14 protein-coding genes are annotated in these 19739 nt (G+C 65.8%); 12 read left to right on the forward strand and 2 right to left on the reverse strand.

Going from position 1 to position 19739, the window contains the following annotated elements:
* On the forward strand, positions 1-715 hold a 715-nt coding region (locus M3461_08910; protein ID MDQ3774460.1), incomplete at its 5' end, for a zinc ribbon domain-containing protein.
* A gap of 163 nt (positions 716-878) precedes the next feature.
* Here M3461_08910 and M3461_08915 read toward each other — a convergent pair.
* Positions 879-1322 (reverse strand): hypothetical protein, encoded by a 444-nt coding sequence (locus tag M3461_08915; protein ID MDQ3774461.1) that lies wholly within the window; start codon positions 1320-1322, stop codon positions 879-881.
* 178 nt (positions 1323-1500) lie between these two features.
* Here M3461_08915 and carA point away from each other — a divergent pair, with 178 nt between their 5' ends.
* The 6 genes from carA (at position 1501) to glmM (ending at position 10642) form a co-directional block, all read left to right on the forward strand.
* Positions 1501-2652: a glutamine-hydrolyzing carbamoyl-phosphate synthase small subunit gene (carA, locus tag M3461_08920; protein MDQ3774462.1), complete on the forward strand. Its 1152-nt coding sequence runs from the start codon at positions 1501-1503 to the stop codon at positions 2650-2652.
* A gap of 165 nt (positions 2653-2817) precedes the next feature.
* The gene (gene carB, locus M3461_08925; protein MDQ3774463.1) at positions 2818-6036 is read left to right on the forward strand and encodes a carbamoyl-phosphate synthase large subunit; all 3219 of its coding nucleotides are present in this window, start codon (positions 2818-2820) and stop codon (positions 6034-6036) included.
* Complete coding sequence (greA, locus tag M3461_08930) at positions 6033-6509, forward strand: transcription elongation factor GreA (GenBank protein MDQ3774464.1); 477 nt, start codon at positions 6033-6035, stop codon at positions 6507-6509. The genes carB and greA overlap by 4 nt, the downstream gene beginning before the upstream one ends.
* Before the next feature lie 28 nt (positions 6510-6537).
* Positions 6538-7158, forward strand: coding sequence for an RlmE family RNA methyltransferase (locus M3461_08935; protein MDQ3774465.1), 621 nt, complete (start codon positions 6538-6540; stop codon positions 7156-7158).
* 94 nt (positions 7159-7252) lie between these two features.
* Positions 7253-9175 (forward strand): ATP-dependent zinc metalloprotease FtsH, encoded by a 1923-nt coding sequence (ftsH, locus tag M3461_08940; protein ID MDQ3774466.1) that lies wholly within the window; start codon positions 7253-7255, stop codon positions 9173-9175.
* Between the two features lie 108 nt (positions 9176-9283).
* The gene (gene glmM, locus M3461_08945) at positions 9284-10642 is read left to right on the forward strand and encodes a phosphoglucosamine mutase (protein ID MDQ3774467.1); all 1359 of its coding nucleotides are present in this window, start codon (positions 9284-9286) and stop codon (positions 10640-10642) included.
* A 16-nt stretch (positions 10643-10658) separates the two neighbouring features.
* Here the strand turns inward: glmM and dapD are convergent, their stop codons facing one another.
* Positions 10659-11486: a 2,3,4,5-tetrahydropyridine-2,6-dicarboxylate N-succinyltransferase gene (gene dapD, locus M3461_08950; GenBank protein MDQ3774468.1), complete on the reverse strand. Its 828-nt coding sequence runs from the start codon at positions 11484-11486 to the stop codon at positions 10659-10661.
* A 189-nt stretch (positions 11487-11675) separates the two neighbouring features.
* On the opposite strand from dapD, the gene leuB reads away from it, so the two are divergent.
* The 5 genes from leuB to truA all read left to right on the forward strand — a co-directional run bounded on the left by leuB (position 11676) and on the right by truA (position 18971).
* On the forward strand, positions 11676-12761 hold the full coding sequence (gene leuB / locus M3461_08955) for a 3-isopropylmalate dehydrogenase (GenBank protein ID MDQ3774469.1): 1086 nt from the start codon (positions 11676-11678) through the stop codon (positions 12759-12761).
* A gap of 57 nt (positions 12762-12818) precedes the next feature.
* Positions 12819-13841: an aspartate-semialdehyde dehydrogenase gene (locus tag M3461_08960; GenBank protein MDQ3774470.1), complete on the forward strand. Its 1023-nt coding sequence runs from the start codon at positions 12819-12821 to the stop codon at positions 13839-13841.
* A 192-nt stretch (positions 13842-14033) separates the two neighbouring features.
* The gene (locus tag M3461_08965) at positions 14034-17312 is read left to right on the forward strand and encodes a hypothetical protein (protein ID MDQ3774471.1); all 3279 of its coding nucleotides are present in this window, start codon (positions 14034-14036) and stop codon (positions 17310-17312) included.
* 157 nt (positions 17313-17469) lie between these two features.
* Positions 17470-18132, forward strand: a complete 663-nt coding sequence (locus M3461_08970) for a hypothetical protein (GenBank protein ID MDQ3774472.1) — start codon at positions 17470-17472, stop codon at positions 18130-18132.
* Complete coding sequence (gene truA / locus M3461_08975; protein ID MDQ3774473.1) at positions 18129-18971, forward strand: tRNA pseudouridine(38-40) synthase TruA; 843 nt, start codon at positions 18129-18131, stop codon at positions 18969-18971. Before M3461_08970 ends, truA begins: the two co-directional genes overlap by 4 nt.
* Positions 18972-19739 lie beyond the last annotated feature (768 nt).

Below are 19739 nucleotides of genomic sequence, written 5' to 3' on the forward strand. Positions count from 1 at the left end.
CACCTCGACATACACCACAGCGCGCAAGCTCCACTACTACAAATGCATCGGCTCGGACAGCTGGCGAAAGCTGGGAGGACCCGTGTGCGATAATCGCATGGTGCGGCAGGATCTGCTCGACCAGATCGTCTGGGCCGAGGTGATCCGATTGCTCGAGGACCCGACGCTGATCCAGCAGGAACTTGACCGCCGCCTCATCGCAGCGCGCTCGTCCGAGCCAACCAGAAAACGCGAGCAAAGCTTGCAAAGAGAACTCATCCGTGTCGGTAAAGGCATCGAACGACTTCTCACCGCCTATCAAGAGGAGCTCTTGTCGCTCGAGCAGCTGGGGGAGCGCATGCCTGCGCTGCGGCAACGGGAACAGACGCTGCGCGCCGAGTTGCAGGCGATCGTTGACCAAGCCACCGATCGCGCCACGTTCCTGCGCCTTGCAGAAACCCTCACGACGTTCCTCGGCCGGCTGCGCAGCGCCGCGGACACGTTTGACATCATCGAGCGCCAGCGAATCGTGCGTCTCGTCGTCAAGGACATCCTCATTGGTGACGACAGTATCGTCATCCGGCATTGTATCCCCGTTGGTCTGGCGCCTCCGCCGGACAGCGGCCCGCCAACTCCCGGTAAATCCCAGGGCTTGCCAGGTGGTCAAAGTTACCTTTTGCGTTCGGGGAGTAGAGAGCGCGCTTTGCGCCTCCGGCGTCGGCTCGGACGGGCTTGACCGTTGGGACATCGTTGTCGGACGGCATGCGCAATGCGCAACTCCCCTGGCTATCCGAGATCAGGCGCGATGGCTACCGGATCCTCCACCATCGCATCGCCCTCACGCCCCCTCCGCAAGCTCTGGATCGCCTGGCGTACGCGCCGCAGGGGGCCCGTCGCGGCTAGCCGTGCCCCGCCAGGGGGAACCGCAGCCGCACGCGCAGCCGCCGGAAGGTCTCCGGTTCGACGTTGTCGGGGAGCACGAGGAGGGAGCGGCGGCGTCCATCGGCGAGCTTGAAGACCAGCACCGTGAGATAGGGCGATACCACGCTGTCGTGGGCGAGTGTGGCCGACACGGGCTCCGCATGCCCGGCACGGACCGTCCATGATCCGTCTCCGAGCAGGATGGCCTCGGTCACGGCGTCCCCGCGGTGCAGGACATGCCAGGCCAGTGACCAAAGGAGACTGCCGGACAGCAGCATCGCAGCCGAACCCTGGGCCCACGCCGGCCACGGGAGGAGCGCGACGATGACCAGCGCGCCGGTATGCGAGAACGCGATCCCCGTCGCCAGGAGGGCAGACCCTCGGGGCCGCAATCGGATCGGGCCGGTGAAACCTGCTGTCATAGGCCCAATGCGCGTCGTCGGATTCCGGGGGAGATGGGCGGATTGTCCCTTATTCTCAATGGGTTACTGCACAATCCCGGGCGTTGGAATCGAGTGCGGATTGACGTAGAATAAGCGTAGCGGGAGGCGCTCTGAGGCGACTCCCGCTTTGTCTATCTGTTGCAGGGGAGCACATCTTTTGACCCACCCGGCCTTGCTGGCCTTGGAAGACGGTAGTGTCTTTTACGGCGTGTCCATAGGCGCTAGAGGCCAGTCCGTCGGCGAGGTGGTGTTCAACACCGCCATCACCGGCTACCAGGAGATCCTGACCGACCCGTCTTATTTCCAGCAGATCGTCACGCTCACCTACCCGCACATCGGGAACGTCGGTGCGAACGCGGAGGACGAGGAATCCCCACGCATTTATGCCGGCGGTCTCGTTGTCCGCGACGTACCGAAACGGGACAGCAACTGGCGGTCCGAGGGCGCACTCGGCGATTACCTCGAACACAAGGGCGTCGTCGCCATCGCTGGCATCGATACCCGGCGCCTGGTGCGTATCCTGCGGGAGGGTGGGGCGCAACGAGGCTGCGTGATGGCGGGGGAGGGGGTCGATGCGGGCGAGGCGCCCCGCGCGGCGCGCGCCTTCGCCGGTCTGGAAGGGGCCGATCTCGCCCGGGAGGTCACCACCCCGCATCCGTATGCCTGGGCAGAGGGCAGCCTGAAGCTCGAGGGTCCCGAGGGTCGTTCTGCACCAACGGTTCAAGGCGCGTCTTGGCATCGAGTGATCGCGTACGACTACGGTGTCAAGCGCAACATCCTGAGGCTCCTGGCGGATCGGGGCTGCCGGCTCACGGTCGTCCCCGCCAAGACCCCGGCCTCCGAGGTAGTAGGGGCGAAGCCCGACGGCGTCTTCCTCTCGAACGGCCCGGGCGACCCGGGGGCCTGTGATTATGCCATCGCCGCCATCCGCGAGATCGTGGAGGTGGGCGTGCCGGTGTTCGGGATCTGCCTCGGCCATCAGCTCCTGGGGCTCGCCTGTGGCGGGCGCACCGTCAAGATGAAGTTCGGCCACCACGGCGCCAACCACCCGGTCCTGGACCTCGACAGCCAACGAGTCCTCATTACCAGCCAGAACCATGGATTCACGGTGGGCGCGGAGGGTTTGCCGCCGAGCCTGCGAATCACGCACCGGTCACTTTTCGACGGCACGATCCAGGGCCTGCATCACCGCGACAAACCGGCGTTCAGCTTCCAGGGGCACCCCGAGGCGAGCCCCGGCCCCCACGATGGGCGATCGCTTTTCGATCACTTCACCGAGCTGATGGTGCGCCACCGGCGTGCCGTCTGAGAGGTTGTGAAAAAACTTACTGCGCTCGGGATCTCGCGTTCCGGCGGTGCTCGGAATCCTCATGTATTTCAACATACATTCCGGTTCCTGCGCTCCGGCGGAACGCGACCTCCCTTCGCTCGGGACGGTTTTTTTCACAACCTCTGAGCGCCTCGCTCGATTCCCATGCCCAGACGCACCGACATCGAGGGCATCCTGATCCTCGGGGCCGGTCCCATCGTCATCGGGCAGGCCTGCGAGTTCGACTATTCCGGTACCCAGGCCTGCAAGGCCCTGCGGGAAGAGGGCTATCGGGTGGTCCTGGTCAACTCCAACCCGGCCACCATCATGACCGATCCCGAGATGGCCGCGGCAACCTATATCGAACCGCTCCGATGGCAGAGCGTCGCGCAGATCATCGCGCGGGAAAGGCCCGACGCGCTCTTGCCCACGATGGGCGGCCAGACCGCCCTCAACTGCGCCCTCGACCTGGCCCGTCAAGGCGTGCTGGCGGAATACGCGGTCGAGTTGATCGGCGCGAGTCGCGAGGCCATCGACAAGGCCGAAGACCGCGAGCGATTCCGCGAGGCCATGCACCGCATCGGGCTCAAGACTCCCCGTTCCAGCATCGCCCACAGCCTGGAGGAGGCCCACGAGGTACAGGCCCGGATCGGCTTCCCGGTCATCATCCGTCCCTCCTTCACCCTGGGGGGCACCGGCGGGGGGATCGCGTTCAACCGCGAGGAGCTCGAGGCGATCGTGGCACGGGGACTCCTCTCATCGCCGACCCGCGAGGTGCTCCTGGAAGAATCGGTGCTCGGCTGGAAGGAATATGAGATGGAGGTGGTGCGCGATCACCGCGACAACTGCATCATCGTGTGCTCGATAGAGAATATGGATCCGATGGGGATCCACACCGGGGACTCCATCACGGTGGCGCCGGCCCAGACCCTGACGGACAAAGAATACCAGCGCATGCGCGATGCCTCGATCGCGGTGCTGCGCGAGATCGGGGTCGATACCGGCGGCTCCAACGTCCAGTTCGCGATCGATCCCAAAAACGGTGAGATGGTCATCATCGAGATGAACCCGCGCGTGTCCCGGTCCTCGGCGCTCGCGTCCAAGGCCACCGGCTTTCCCATCGCCAAGGTCGCGGCCAAGCTCGCGGTGGGCTATACCCTGGACGAGCTCGCCAACGAGATCACCGGGGGCGTCATCCCCGCTTCGTTCGAGCCGAGCATCGACTACGTGGTGACCAAGGTCCCGCGTTTCGCGTTTGAGAAGTTTCCCGATGCCGACGACCGCTTGACCACCCAGATGAAATCGGTGGGGGAGGTCATGGCCATCGGGCGCAACTTCCAGGAGTCCTTGCAGAAGGCCCTGCGCGCCCTGGAGACCGGCCGCACGGGTTTGAACGGGATCCTCGATCTCGGGCGCGACGATGCCCGATCCGTCCTGGAGCACGAGCTGCGCGTCCCGGGGGCCGATCGCCTGTGGTATGTCGCCGACGCCTTCCGGCTCGGCTACACCCTGGCGGAGATCCACGAGCTGACCCGCATCGATCCCTGGTTCCTGGCCGAGATCGCGGACTTGGTGGTCGAAGAGGCCGAGACGCGCCGGGGTGCGGTCCACGCGCTTGATAAGGCACGGCTCGCGGCGCTCAAGCGCAAGGGGTTCTCGGACGCGCGCATCGGGGAGCTGTGTGGTGTTGTGGAGGCCGAGGTCCGCGCCCTGCGGCGGGGCTTCGGGCTTCGGCCGGTCTACAAGCGGGTCGATTCCTGTGCCGGCGAGTTTCGGGCCACGACCGCTTATCTCTATTCGACCTACGACGAGGAGTGCGAGGCCCATCCGAGCGCGCGCGACAAGGTCATGATCCTGGGCGGGGGACCGAATCGCATCGGCCAGGGCATCGAGTTCGACTATTGCTGCGTGCAGGCGGCCCTGGCGCTCCGCGACCGGGGTTACGAGACCATCATGGTCAACTGCAACCCCGAGACGGTCTCGACCGACTACGACATCTCGGACCGCCTGTACTTCGAGCCCGTGACTTTGGAGGACGTCCTCGAGATCATCGCCCTGGAACGGCCGGCCGGAGTGATCGTGCAGTTCGGCGGGCAGACCCCGCTGCAGCTCGCACGCGCCCTGGAGGCGGCCGAGGCGCCGATCGTGGGAACGCCCCCCGATGCCATCGATCTGGCCGAGGACCGCGAGCGCTTCCGCCAGTTGCTGGACCGGCTGGGTCTTCGGCAACCCCCGAATCGCACCGTCACCGAGCCGGCGCTCGCCGTCGGGCTGGCCCATGAGATCGGCTATCCGCTGGTGGTCCGCCCGTCCTATGTCCTGGGCGGCAGGGCCATGGAGATCGTGTATAACGATCAGGACCTTACGGCCTACATCGGGCGGGCCGTGACGGTCTCGAACGATTCGCCGGTGCTGCTGGATCGGTTCCTGGCGCATGCCACGGAGGTCGATGTGGATGCCGTCTGTGACGGCCGCGAGGTGTTGATCGGCGGCATCATGGAGCACATCGAAGAGGCCGGCGTGCACTCGGGCGATTCTGCCTGTTGTCTGCCGCCGCACCAGCTCTCGGCGGCCGTGCAGGACGCGCTGCGGCGACAGACCGAGCAGCTCGCCATGGCGCTCGGGGTGGTCGGCCTCATCAACATCCAGTTCGCGATCCGGGGCGAGGAGATCTTTGTGCTGGAGGTCAACCCGCGCGCCTCCCGCACCGTGCCGTTCGTCTCCAAGGCCACCGGGCTGCCGCTGGCGCGCCTGGCCGCGGAATGTATGATGGGCCGACGTATCGCCGATCAGGGGGCGCGCGAACGGGTCCCGGGTTACTGGTCCGTCAAGGAGGCGGTGTTCCCCTTCATCAAACTGCCGGGCGTCGATACCCTGCTCGGGCCCGAGATGAAGTCGACGGGGGAGGTCATGGGGATCGGCTTGAGCTTCGGCGAGGCCTTCGCCAAGGCCCAGCTTGCTGCCGGCATGGAGCTGCCGGCCGCCGGTCGGGTCTTCATCAGCGTACGCGATGCGGACAAGGAGGAGGCCAAGGTGCTGGCGAGCGCTTTGGTGCGGCTCGGCTTCGAGGTGACAGCGACGCGTGGGACGGCTAAGGCCCTGGGTGCCGCCGATGTCCCCTGTGAGGTAGTGAACAAGGTGCTGGAAGGCCGCCCGCACATCGTCGATATGATCAAGAACGACGCGATCACCCTCATCATCAACACCACGGAGGGCCGGCAGGCCATCCAGGACTCGGTCACGATCCGCACCTCGGCCCTGGAGCGCCGGGTCGCCTACACCACGACCATGGCCGGGGCCATGGCGATCCTGGCGGCCATTCCCGAGCGTGCGCCGGGACGGGTAAACCGACTGCAAGACCTTCACGAGGAGCCCGGCACGTGAGCAAGACACCCATGACCCAGAGCGGGGCACAGAAGCTCCGAGATGAGCTGCAGCGCCTCAGGAACGACGTCCGCCCGCGCATCATTCGGGCGATCGCCGAGGCGCGAGCGCACGGCGATCTCAGCGAGAATGCGGAGTATCACGCCGCGCGCGAGCAGCAAGGGTTCGTTGAGGCCCGCATCGCCGACATCGAGAGCAAGCTGTCCCACGCCGAGGTCATCGACATTGCCGCCATCAATGCGCGCGGTAAGGTGGTGTTCGGGGCCACCGTGGAGATCATGAACGTGGACACGGAAGAGGTGGCCGTCTACCAGATCGTGGGGGAGGACGAGGCCGACATCAGGAGCGGCCTGGTCTCGATCCGCTCCCCCGTCGCCCGTGCCCTGATCACCAAGGAGGTTGGGGAGATCATCGTGGTCGAGGCGCCGGCCGGGCGTCTAGAATACGAGATCATCGACGTGCGTTACGTCTGATGCTGTCGTAGACCGAGCCGACTGCGACATGGGGCGCGGTGCCAGCAGTCGCCGGTGGCTCGAAGAGCACCACGGGGACCCCTATGTGGCGCGCGCACGCCGTCTCGGGTTCCGGTCACGGGCGGCGTTCAAGCTCCTTGAAATCGACGCAAGGGACCGCATATTGCGTTCCGATATCACGGTCATCGATCTGGGCGCCGCGCCCGGCGGTTGGAGCCAGGTGGCCGCGCAAGCGGTCGGGCCGAGAGGCCGTGTGCTGGCGATCGACCCGATCCCGATCGAGCCTCTGTCCGGCGTGACGGTGATAACAGGAAGCATCTTCGAAGACCAGGTGGCCGGCGCTCTACGGGTCGTGTTGGGGGGCGCCAAGGCCGATCTCGTGCTCGCGGACATGGCGCCGAATATGAGCGGTATCCGGGCCGTGGACGCGGCCCGCGCGTTGGCTCTTGCGGAGACCGCGCGTGATTTTGCGACCGAGTTCCTTAAACCGGGAGGCGATTTCCTGGTCAAACTATTCCAGGGTGCCGGTGTGGATGGTTTGCTCGCCAGCCTGCGTGCCGGTTTCCGGCGGGTCTCCATACGCAAGCCGCAGGCGTCACGGAGCCGTTCGGGAGAGGTCTATGTCCTCGGGCGGGGTTATGGTCTATAGTCTAGACAAACGAGCCCTGTGTCCATGAGGGCGGAACGTGAGGGATTTTCATGCTTAGCACGCTGCGGCGTCTAGGGGTAATCAAGTGAACGATATGGCCAAGAATTTGGTGCTTTGGGTCGTCATCGCCCTGGTTTTGATGCTGGTTTTCAACAACTTTGGCCCGCGCCAGGGCACCAGTAGTCATGTCGACTACTCGCAGTTCGTCGCCGACGTCAAGAGCGGGCAGGTCGAGAAAGTGCGGATGGAGGACGGGACCATCCATGGCAAGATGAAGGATGGCGTGGCGTTTTCGACCTACAGCCCCGAGACAAATAACGCGCCGCTCATCGGCCTCCTGCTCGATCACGGCGTCGAGATCGAGGCACAGCCGCCTGCTCAGCAGGGCGTGCTCATGCAGATCTTCATCTCCTGGTTCCCGATGCTGCTGCTCATCGCCGTCTGGATCTTCTTCATGCGACAGATGCAGGGCGGGGCCGGCGGGCGCGGGGCCCTGTCGTTCGGCAAAAGCCGGGCGCGCCTCTTGGGGGAGGACCAGGTCAAGATCACCTTTGCCGACGTGGCGGGCGTGGAGGAGGCCAAGGAAGAGGTCGGAGAGCTCGTGGAGTTTCTGCGCGATCCCGGTAAGTTCCAGAAGCTTGGCGGCAAGATCCCGCGTGGGGTGCTCATGATCGGCCCGCCGGGAACCGGCAAGACGCTCCTGGCCAAGGCCATCGCCGGGGAGGCCAAGGTACCGTTCTTCACGATTTCGGGTTCTGATTTCGTCGAGATGTTCGTTGGTGTCGGTGCCTCGCGCGTCCGTGACATGTTCGATCAGGCCAAGAAACACGCCCCCTGCATCGTGTTCATCGACGAGATCGACGCGGTCGGCAGACACCGCGGGGCGGGGCTGGGCGGCGGCCATGACGAACGCGAGCAGACCTTGAACCAGTTGCTAGTCGAGATGGATGGCTTCGAGGGTAACGAAGGGATCATCATCATCGCCGCGACCAACCGGCCAGACGTCCTGGATCCGGCGCTCTTGCGCCCCGGGCGTTTCGACCGTCACGTGGTCGTGCCCTTGCCCGACATCCGCGGCCGCGAGCAGATCCTCAAGGTACACATGCGCAAGGCGCCGATCGCGGAGGATGTCAAGCCGACGATCATCGCCCGCGGGACGCCGGGATTCTCCGGGGCCGATCTCGCCAACCTCGTCAACGAGGCCGCGCTGTTCGCCGCGCGCGCCAACAAGCGGCTCGTGGAGATGGATGACTTCGAGAAGGCCAAGGACAAGATCATGATGGGGGCCGAGCGCCGCTCCATGGTCATGACTGAGGACGAGAAGCGGCTGACCGCCTACCACGAGTCCGGGCACGCGATCGTCGGGCGCTCGGTGCCCTCCCACGACCCGGTCTACAAGGTCACGATCATCCCGCGCGGTCGTGCCCTCGGTGTCACGATGTTCCTGCCCGAGCAGGACCGTCTGAGCTACAGCAAGGAGCGCCTGGAGAGCCAGCTCTGCAGCCTGTTCGGGGGGCGCGTGGCCGAGGAAATAATCTTCGGCCCGTCACAGGTGACCACCGGTGCGTCCAACGACATCGAACGGGCAACGGATCTGGCGCGGAACATGGTGACGAAGTGGGGCCTGTCGGAGAAGCTGGGGCCCTTGGCCTACAGCAAGGATGAAGGGGAAGTATTCCTCGGGCATTCGGTCACGCAGCACAAGATGGTGTCGGACGAGACCGCCCATGCGATCGACGAGGAGGTGCGGTCGATCATCGAACGGAGCTATGGCCGGGCCAAGTCCATCATCGATTCCAATGCGGACAAGCTCCACATGATGGCGGAGGCGCTCATCAAGTACGAGACCATCGAGAGCGAACAGATCGACGATATCATGGCCGGTATTACGCCGCGCGCCCCGAAAGGTTGGTTGGAGGATGAGCGTCGTGGTCCTCCCAAGCCGGATGTGAAGACCACGACCCCGGAGCCCGGCAAGGCCGATGGGGCGATCGGGGGACCCGCCAGCCTGCACTAGACGCCCCCTTGACCGAAGTATGACGTCGGCCAAACCCCCACCACATGGTGGGGGTTTTGCTTTGGGGGTCGGACACACGCGCGCCGGCAATCGCGCAGGGAGGTTCAAATGAACCATAGCGGCAGAATCCACTTCGGCACCGACGGGATCCGCGGGAAGGTCGGAGAGCCGCCCATCACGCCGGATTTCGTGATGAAGCTCGGCTGGGCCGCCGGCCGCGTCCTGGCGCCTTCGGGCGGTGGCCGGGTGCTGATCGGCAAGGATACCCGTATCTCCGGCTATATGTTCGAATCCGCGTTGGAGGCAGGTTTGTCGGCCGCCGGTGTCGATATCCTGTTATTAGGTCCCATGCCGACGCCGGGGATCGCGTACCTGACGCGGACGTTCCGTGCCCAGGCCGGGGTCGTCATCAGCGCCTCCCACAACCCCTACGACGACAACGGCATCAAGTTCTTCGGGAGCAACGGCATGAAGCTGCCGGATGAGGTCGAGGCGATGATCGAGGAAGCGCTCGAGGCGCCGCTCGTGACCGTGCCCTCGGCCCGTCTCGGCAAGGCGCATCGGATCGACGATGCCGCCGGGCGCTATATTGAGTTCTGCAAGGGCACCATCGGTACCGGCAGTCATTTGAGCGGCCTCAAGATCGTCGTCGACTGTGCCCATGGGGCGACCTACGGCATCGCCCCCAGCGTGTTCGAAGAGCTGGGCGCCGAGGTCGTGGCGATCGGTACCGAACCCGATGGCCTCAACATCAACGCGGAGCGCGGCGCTACCCATCCCTCGGTGCTGCGCGATGAAGTCATCGCGCGAGGTGCCGATCTCGGCATCGCCCTCGATGGGGACGGGGACCGCCTGATCCTGGTGGATCATGTCGGGGAGATCGTGGACGGTGACGAGATCCTGTTCGTCATCGCCCGCGAGCACCAGAAGAAGAACAAGCTGAACGGCTCCGTGGTCGGTACGCAGATGAGCAATCTCGGACTCGAGCGGGCGCTCAGGACCCTGGGTCTCGACCTGAAACGCGCCAAGGTGGGTGACCGCTATGTGCTCGAGATGATGCAGAGCGGGGGGTGGCGCCTGGGCGGCGAGTCGTCGGGCCACATCATTTGTCTCGACATCACCACGACCGGTGATGGGATCGTGTCGGCCCTCCAGGTGCTCGAGGCTATGATCGTGACCGGCCAGTCCTTGCATATCCTCAAGGCCGGCATCCAAAAATTTCCCCAAAGGCTGGTCAACGTGCGTCTGCCGCGCGCCGTCGAGGTACACACGCAGTCGCGCGTGCGGGAGGCGGTTAGAGAGGCCGAAGCGGCGTTGCGGGATCGCGGGCGCGTGCTGCTGCGCCCGTCGGGGACCGAGCCGCTGGTACGAGTCATGGTCGAAGGGCCGGAGCGCGGCGAGGTGGACCGCCTGGCGGAATGGCTCGCGGGCGTGGTCGACGAAACCGTCCGCTCGATTGCGGCTTAACACCTGGTGGCCTTCCCTACCCTCCGTTATCGCGCAGGAGCTCGTTGATCGCCACCTTCGCGCGCGTCTTGGCGTCCACCCGCTTCACGATCACGGCGCAGTAGAGGCTGTAGCGCCCATCTGCGGAAGGCAGATTGCCCGAAACGACCACCGACCCCGGCGGGATGTGCCCATAGCTGACCGTGCCGGTCTCGCGGTCGTAGATCTTGGTGCTCTGCCCGATGTAAACGCCCATGGAGATCACCGCCCCGTTGCCCACGATCACCCCTTCGACGATCTCCGAGCGGGCACCGATGAAGCAATTGTCCTCGATGATGGTGGGTGCCGCCTGGATCGGTTCCAGGACCCCGCCGATCCCCACGCCGCCCGACAGATGGACGTTCTTACCGATTTGGGCGCAGGATCCCACGGTAGCCCAGGTGTCGACCATGGTGCCGGTATCGATATAGGCCCCGATGTTGATGTAACTCGGCATTAATACCACCCCCGGCGCCACATAGCTGCCGAAGCGCGCCGTCGCGGGGGGCACGATACGCGTCCCCCCGGCCTCCAGCTCGGCCTGGCCCTGATCGCGGTACTTGAGCGGGACCTTGTCGTAGAAGCGGCTGTGTCCACCCTCCATCAAACGGTTCTCTTCCAGGCGAAAGTACAGGAGCACCGCCTTCTTCAGAGTAGGGTGGACCACCCAGCGTCCGTCCTTCGGCTCGGCCACGCGGCGCCGGCCCGCATCCAGATCCGCGATGCAGGCCTGCACCGCCGCTTTGAGATCCCGCGGCGCGTTCGCAGGTGTGAGCGCGGCGCGCTGCTCGAAGGCTTCGTCAATCACGTTCTGGAAGGCGGGCATAGGCTAGTCTCCTGACGACCCCTTTTGGTCGCGGACGATGTCACTTTGGCTCGGGTGCTCACGAACCGCGGCGCCTGGCCAGCGCCGCATCGGCCCACCCGCCGGGGATCTGATAGAATGCGCCCGGGTGGAGGACAAAGGGTCGGGGGCCCTTGCGTCGTCGATGCGATCCCGAGCGCAGTCGGTATCTTGACAGTTTTATTGTTGCCCGGCGATGGCATTGGGCCCGAGGTAGTGGCGGCAGGCGCCAGCGTCTTGGAGGCCTTGGTCGCCCGGCATGGACTCGAGATCACGCTCGAACAGGGGCTTATCGGGGGCGCGGCGCTGGATCGCTCGCAACGCTCCCTGCCTGCTGAGACCTTGGCGCAGGCCGAGCGCGCCCAGGCCATCCTGCTCGGCGCGGTGGGTGGGCCCCCATGGGACCGCGTGGACGCCTCGCTGCGTCCCGAGAAGGGTCTGCTCGAGCTGCGCGCGGGGCTCGGCCTCTTCGCCAACCTGAGGCCGGCGACGCTTCATCCCGAGTTAGGCGGGGTTTCTCCACTCAAGCCGGAGGTCGTCGAGGGGCTCGACATCCTCATCGTTCGCGAGCTGTGCGGCGATGTCTACTACGGCGAGCCGCGCGGCATCCGGATGCTCGACGGCGGCGAGCGTCAGGGTTACAACACCCTGGTGTATCGCGAGGGTGAGATCCGGCGCATCGCGCGCGTGGCCTTCGATGTGGCCCGGCGGCGGCGGCGGCGGGTGTGCTCGATCGATAAGGCCAACGTCCTGGAGGCGACGCGCCTGTGGCGCGAGGTGGTTCAGGCGGTGGGGCAGGACTTTCCCGACGTGGAGCTGACTCACATGTACGTCGACAACGCCGCGATGCAGTTGGTGCGGCAGCCCACGGCCTTCGATGTCATGCTGACGCCGAATATGTTTGGCGACATCCTCTCGGATCTGGCGGCGGCAGTGACGGGCTCGATAGGCATGCTACCCTCCGCATCCCTGAAAGATTTAAGATCAAAAGACCAGGGCGCTTGCGGGCTGTACGAGCCCATCCATGGCTCGGCGCCCGACATCGCCGGTCGAGACCTGGCCAACCCGCTGGCGGCGATCTTGTCGGTGGCCATGATGCTGCGCCATTCCCTCGGCGCGCAAGCGCTTGCGGAGCGCGTGGAACAGGCCGTCACCCGTGTCCTTCAGAGAGGCCTGCGCACTCGCGATATCTACCAACCCGGGACCACCGAGGTGGGCACCCGTGTCATGGCTGAGGCCGTGCTCGGGGAACTGTGATCGGTTTCGAGTGGGATCGGTTTCGAAAAGGTCAAGCATGAGGAAGGGCTGGGTGCGATGAGCGGGCGCTACAATGTAGCGGTGGTGGGGGCGACGGGGGCCGTCGGGGAGACCCTGCTGGCCATCCTGGAGGAACGCGAGTTCCCGGTGGCGAAGCTGCACGCCGTGGCGAGCCGCCGTTCGGCCGGCGCAGAGCTCGAGTTCCGTGGTAAGTCCGTGGTGGTCGAGGCCCTGGAGGATTTCGACTTCGAGGGTGTGGATATCGCGCTCTTCTCCCCCGGTGCGTCCGTTTCGGCGGTCTATGCCCCGAAAGCCGCCGCGGCCGGCTGCGTGGTGATCGACAACACCTCCCAGTTCCGCTACGAGCCGGAGGTGCCCTTGGTCGTGCCGGAGGTCAACCCCCACGCCGTCGCGGAGTACCGGAATCGCGGGATCATCGCCAACCCCAATTGCTCGACGATACAGATGGTGGTCGTGCTCAAGCCGCTCTACGACGCGGCGGGTATCGAACGAATCAATGTCTGCACCTATCAGGCGGTGTCGGGCACGGGCAAGGAAGCGATCGAGGAACTGGCCGCGCAGACGGCGTCGCTCATGAACGGCAAACCGGTGGAGCCGCGCGTCTATCCCCGCCGGATCGCCTTCAATGTCCTCCCCCACATCGACGAGTTCCAGGACAACGGTTACACCAAGGAGGAGATGAAGATGGTGTGGGAAACGCGCAAGATCCTGGAGGACGATGCCATCGAGGTCAATCCGACCGCGGTAAGGGTACCGGTCTTTTACGGTCATTCCGAGGCCGTGCACATCGAGACACGAGACAAGCTCGGGGCCGATGAGGCGCGCCGCCTGCTACGCGCGGCCCCGGGGGTCGTCGTCGTGGACGAGCGCGCGGCCGGCGGCTATCCCACGGCCGCGATCGAGGGCGCCGGGCGCGATGCCGTTTACGTGGGCCGGATCCGTGAGGACATCTCCCATGCGCGCGGCCTCAATCTCTGGATCGTGTCCGACAACGTGCGCAAAGGGGCCGCCCTGAACAGCGTTCAGATCGCCGAGATCCTGGCACAAGACCACTTTTAGACTATATTCTTATTGAGCTTTGTCATAATCGAGCGAACAGCGATCGCGCCCGCGCGGGGACAGGCACATCGCTTTGTCACCGTCCCCGCTTGTGTGGCGCACCCAGACGCGTACAGCGCGCCCCGGCGCAGCAGCGTCTAGCTTTAGAGATCAAAAGCCACTAGAGATCCAAAACCATAGAGATCACATACGATGTACCGATTGGCCTATTGTCTGTCCCTCGCATTCCTTATCCCCCAAGCCGCCGCGGCGCTCGGGCTCGGTGAGCTCAAGAAGCACTCGGAGCTGAAGCAGCCGTTCCACGCCACCATCGATCTGGTCGACGCGAACGCGGAAGAGCTCGACACGCTGCGCGTCAAGCTTGCCGATGCCGAACGTTTTCGGCGCGCGGGGATCGAGAGACCGCACGCGCTCTCGCAGTTGCGCTTCGAGGTCGTGGAGACCGGCTCGGGGCCGGACCATATCAAGATCACGAGCCAGGCCCCCATCCAGGAGCCCTACCTCAGTTTCCTGATCGAGGTCAGTTGGTCCAACGGGAGGTTGTTCCGGGAATATGCGGCGCTGCTTGACCCGCCGGTCTACGATCGCGCCACACAGCGCACTACCCAGCCTCAGGACCGGGCCCCGGATGTGACCAGGCCCGCGGCCTCCGGGCCGCCCCGGCACCCGTCGTCGAGTGCCGCGCGAGCCGCCATGGCAAGCCCCGGCAGCTACGGGCCGACCGTGCGCGGCGACACTCTGTGGGAGATCGCGCTCCGCGCCCGCTCGGATCGCTCCATGACCGTCCAACAGGTGATGATGGCGCTCCTGCGTGCCAACCCCGACGCCTTTTTCCAGGAGAACATCAATGCCTTGAAGGCGGGGGCGGTACTGAACATCCCGGACGCTTCGGTGATGGCGGCGGTCTCGCGCTCCGAGGCCGTGGCACTGACGGGGCGGCACGGGGCGCTCTGGGAGCAGTACCGGGGCCGCGTGGCGGGAACAACGGGGCGCGCACCGATCGGTCAGGTGGCGTCCACGGGGGAGGGCGGTGACCGGGCCATCTCCCCCGGATCCGGTGCGGCCGCCGATGCCGAGCTCAAACTGCTCGCGGCCAATACCGCAGGGACCGGAGGTGTGAGGTCCGACGCCGGTGGAGACCCCGGGAAGCTGCGTAAGGAGCTCGATGTGGCGCAGGAGACCCTCACCAGCCAGAAGCAGGAGATCGGGGAGCTGAACTCGAAGCTCGCCGAGTCGGACGAGATCATCAAGCTGTTGCGGCGCCAGATCGACGTGAAGGACGCCGAGCTCGCGACCCTGCAGGCCAGGGCCGCTACGGGGGCAGTGGCCGGAACGCCAGAGGCGGCACCGGGTGCGACGCCGCCCACGGGGGTGCCGGCACCGCCGGCTGCGGAAACCGGAGCCGGCGTGCCCGCCGCGCCGGGCCGGGCTGCCGAACCGCCACCGACGGCATCTCCCCAAGGCGCCGCTCCTACACCCCCGGAGGCCGCATCGCAGCCCGAAGGGCTTGGAGACGAAGCACCGACGGGCGCCCCGCTCGGCACGGGGACCCCGGACACCGGTACGGACGGTGGCGGGCCTGGCCCGGGACAGGCACCGGACACGGATCCTACGACGGGTGGGGTTATGGATAAGGCCGCCGACCAGGCGCCACGCGCCGGCGCATCGCCCGGCAGCCCTACCGCAGGACTCCCGGAAGCATCTCCAGCGGTCCCGGCCGAAACGCCATCCGCTCGGGGCGGGGAGATCCTGGAGGCCATTCCAGGGGGTGCGACGACGTTGGGGATCGCCATCGCATTGATCCTGGGGTCGGTGGCCGTGGCGATGCGAAGGAAGCGCGCGGCCGAGGTGGCGCCGATCGATGAGGACCTTCCGGACAGCGAGCCGGAGCCCTGGGACCCGACCGCGAGGGAGGGCCTTCGACAAGATGAGACCATAGCGAAGGGCCGTGCCGCCGTCGGCGAGACTACGGGCCCGATCACGGTGTTGGGGATCGCCGACACGGTACCGCCTGTGGCGTCCGAGGCGGCGATCGAGCTCGAAGAAGAGGATCCGCTCTCGGACATCAACGTCTACCTCGCCTACGAGCGTTTCGATGAGGCCGAAGAGACCGTCAAGCAGGCCATTGCCGGCAAACCGGACGAGCACAAGCTCAAGCTCAAGCTGCTCGAGGTCTACTATGCGGCGGGAAACAACGCGGCCTTCGAGCAGTATGCCCGCGTGCTGCACTCCGCGGTGGATGGAACGGGTCCGCTCTGGCACAGTGCGCTGGCGATGTGGCAGGCCATGTCTCCCGAACGCGCGCTGTTCGCGCCGGCCACCGGCGCCGAGCCCATCTTTGCTACGGCGCCGCCCCGTGAATTCATCGATATCAGCTCCACGATCGCCGACACGCAAGCCCCGCCGCCGGCCGTCGGTCGAGAAGAATCGCTGCCGGTGGCGACCACCGGTGGGCGGACGCTGGAGGTACTGGATTTTGACCTCACCGGTGTCGGTACCTCGAGCACAGCCGATCGAGAGCCGGTCGTCGATATCTCCACCGGCAACGAACTGGACTCGGACACCGCCCGGGCCACCCAGGGCGGTGGGGCGCTCATCGATCTCGGTGCGGGCGCGGTAGGTGAGGAGAAGGGTCCCGAGGTGCTGGACTTGACCGTGGCGGATGCACCGGAGCATTCATCCCACGACAGTACAGGTACTGAAACCGCCGGGGTCAGGCCATCAGCAGGCCGATCGGGAGCCGCGTCGGCGACCGCCGAGCGCTTCGGCACGGCACCGGCCGCGACGGTCGATTTCGATTTCGGCGTTGGGCCGCAGAAACAAACGCAGGATACGGGCTTGAGCGGCGCTTTGGAGGGAACCGGTGAGGCCATGTTCGACGTTGGACTGACCGCCGGCGAGGCGCCCAGCCCGGCCCGGGTCGATCCCTTACTCGGAGGCGAGACCATCGATCTGGAAGCCCCGGTATGGCCGGAGTCGCTTCTGGAGGCGGGGCGTCGGAGCGCGCGTTCGACGCTTGCCGACGACCATCGTTTTTCAACGGCGCCCAATCGAGAGGAGCGAGACCGCATCAAGGAAGACTCGGTGGAGTTCGACCTTGGCGAAATCGACCTCGAGGTGGTCGAAACCGGACCCCCCGATCCCATCGAGACGGCGACCGTTGAGGATACTTTGGGGTTTGGGAAGCCCGGGGCATCCATACCGCCGGCATCCACGCCGACCGCGTCCACCATCGACCTATCGTTGGGCTCTCGGCTGACTTTCGACCCGGGGGCACTCGAGCCGGGGGATGACGGTGTCGGCTTGAACGAAGACACGTCTTCCGAATCGGACGTCAAGCTCAATCTCGCCAAGGCCTACATTGAGCTCGGCGATGCCGAGGGTGCCCGCGCGATCCTTCAGGAGGTGAGCCGAGAGGGCACATCCGCAGAGCGGGATGAAGCCGCGCAGTTGCTGGCACAGATTGCTTGAACGTGTGGGCTTAAACGTGTGGGGTTGGAAATTTGGGCTTGAAGGTGCCCCGTCTGTCAGGTTTGGGCGGATCTGTGACCCGGCGCGGAGCCCGCTCTCGATCCGTGCCGTGGGGCACGGCTGGCGATGGATCGTTCGCCAGGGCGGGCGCGGCGTAATGCACCCCATCATCCGCGTGATCAGCTATCTCGTGGTCGCCGCGGGCCTGGTCCTCGGCGGGCGCGGGTCGCTGATCGTGGGCATCGGCATCCTGACCTTATCGCTACTCGGGACGCGCTCGCGCGACCTCCTCGCCGCGTGCCGGGGCGTGTGGGCACTGCGGTGGTTGTGGTGCTCCGTGTTCTCCGTCTACCTGGCATTCACGCCAGGCAACCGCATCCTGCCGGGTTGGACCGTCCCTTCCTTCGAGGGCGTGAACGAGGGCCTCGAACGGGTCGCCTCACTGGCTTTGGCCGTCGTCTATGTCGGCTGGCTGGTGCGCGCGACGGGCCGCGAGGAACTGGTGGGAGGTCTCTACGCGATCGCCCGTGGGGTCGGGATCTCCCGGCGGATCGCCGCGCGCTTGGCGGTGCGTACGCTCCTCTGCCTGGAGGCGGTCCCGCGCGTGCGGGCGACCTTGGCACGGTCACGGGCAGAGCGTACCGGCGCGCGCGACGTGGTGCCGACCCTCGCGTCGCTTCTGACCCGGGTGGTTCAGGAAGGGGTGGTGGCCACCCCGTCCACCGTCCGGATCGTGGCGAGTGGTGCGCCGCCGCCCCGGCAGTGGCTGTGCCCGGCCGTACTCGCGACCCTGTTCATGGCCGTCCAGATGCCCCTGTGAGGGTCGCCCTGGGCCTGGAGTATGACGGCAGCGGGTTCCGAGGCTGGCAGATCCAGCGCGGTGCGCGCAGCGTGCAGTCGTGCGTCGAGGCGGCCCTCTCCCGTGTCGCCGACCACGGCGTACGGGTGGTGTGCGCGGGGCGCACCGATACCGGGGTGCACGCCCTTTCCCAGGCGATCCACTTCGATAGCGAGGCGATGCGGGACGAGCGTGCCTGGGTGTTCGGCGGCAACACCTACCTCCCGAGCGACGTGAGTATCTTGTGGGCCCGGCCGGTGCGAGATGACTTTCATGCCCGCTACTCCGCCACCGCTCGTGTCTATCGCTACGTGATCCTGAATCGCTCGGCGCGGCCGGGTCTCTTCGCTTCCCGAGTCACCTGGGAATACCGGCCGCTCTGCGAGACACTCATGCGCGAGGCGGCGTGCTACTTACTCGGCGAGCACGACTTCTCCGCCTTCCGTGCCCAGGGCTGCCAGGCCGGACATGCCGTTCGCACCATCCACCGGCTGGAAGTGGATCGTGAGGAGGATCGGGTCTCGATCGAAATCGAGGCCAACGCCTATCTCTACCACATGGTGCGCAACATCGCTGGCGTGCTCATGGCCATCGGACGGGGCATCGCTGCCCCGGTGTGGGCGCATCAGGTCCTAGAGGCACGCCGGCGGGCGCAAGGCGGGGTCACCGCACCCGCGTCGGGCCTCTACTTGACGGCTGTCCGCTACCCCGCGGCGTACGGGATCCCGGGGCAGGACGCGGTGGTGCCGGGGTTTTCGCGTCAGAACCTATCCTCGAAATCGCGTGGGCGGGTGCGCCGACACCCTGTGGTGACCGCGTGAAAAACCGGCCGCAGCCCTCGTCAACTGCCCACCGGTCGGTCTCTCATAGGATGTTGTGGGTGGCCGCGAGCGGCCATCGGAAGCACGGGCCGGAGCCGTCGCATGATGCGCTCGGCGGTCGCGCCGTAGGCGGCCAACACTGGCCTCATCGAGGCTAACCTGCGTTTCCCCCGGGGTCAGCTTCGCTCGGCGGAAGTCATGATGTCTAGGCATGGGGCTTCAGTTCCCCAAATGTGGTCTCTATTCATGCCGCCGAAGAGCTAGACGAGGACAACTTCACGATCCTCGATCGCGAAAACATCATCCTCACCGGCGAAATCATCGAGCGCCAGCGCGACCGCCAAACCCGTGAGGTCAAATGTGTCGTCCGCGGTTTCGCACTCGATGACCTCGAAGGAGAACCCATTGTCAAAATTGGACCCACCGGAAGACTGGTCGTCATTACCGTAAGCGATAGAGCCAATAGCCGCAGGGGGCCTCGTACACAGAGGGCTCTTGGAGTGGAGCCGGCGGAGAGCTTCTGGATGCCGGACTGGCGGGTCCCGATGGAACCGAGGTAGAGCACGTCCGCGTCCTTCGCATCGGAGACCTCGGCGACCGCGATGGGCTCCTTATGGACATCCAGACCGACGTAGAGTGTGCTAGTGTGGTGTCCAATAAATAACTGGACAGACAACCTTGATCAGCGTTATGCTTGGGTATGGACTTCTCCACCGAACTTTCGTCTGCCGAGCGGCAGCAGATTCAGCAGTGGGTGGCGGCCCACGG

It is taken from the genome of Pseudomonadota bacterium, assembly GCA_030860485.1.
In the GTDB taxonomy this organism is placed as follows: Bacteria; Pseudomonadota; Gammaproteobacteria; order JACCXJ01; family JACCXJ01; genus JACCXJ01.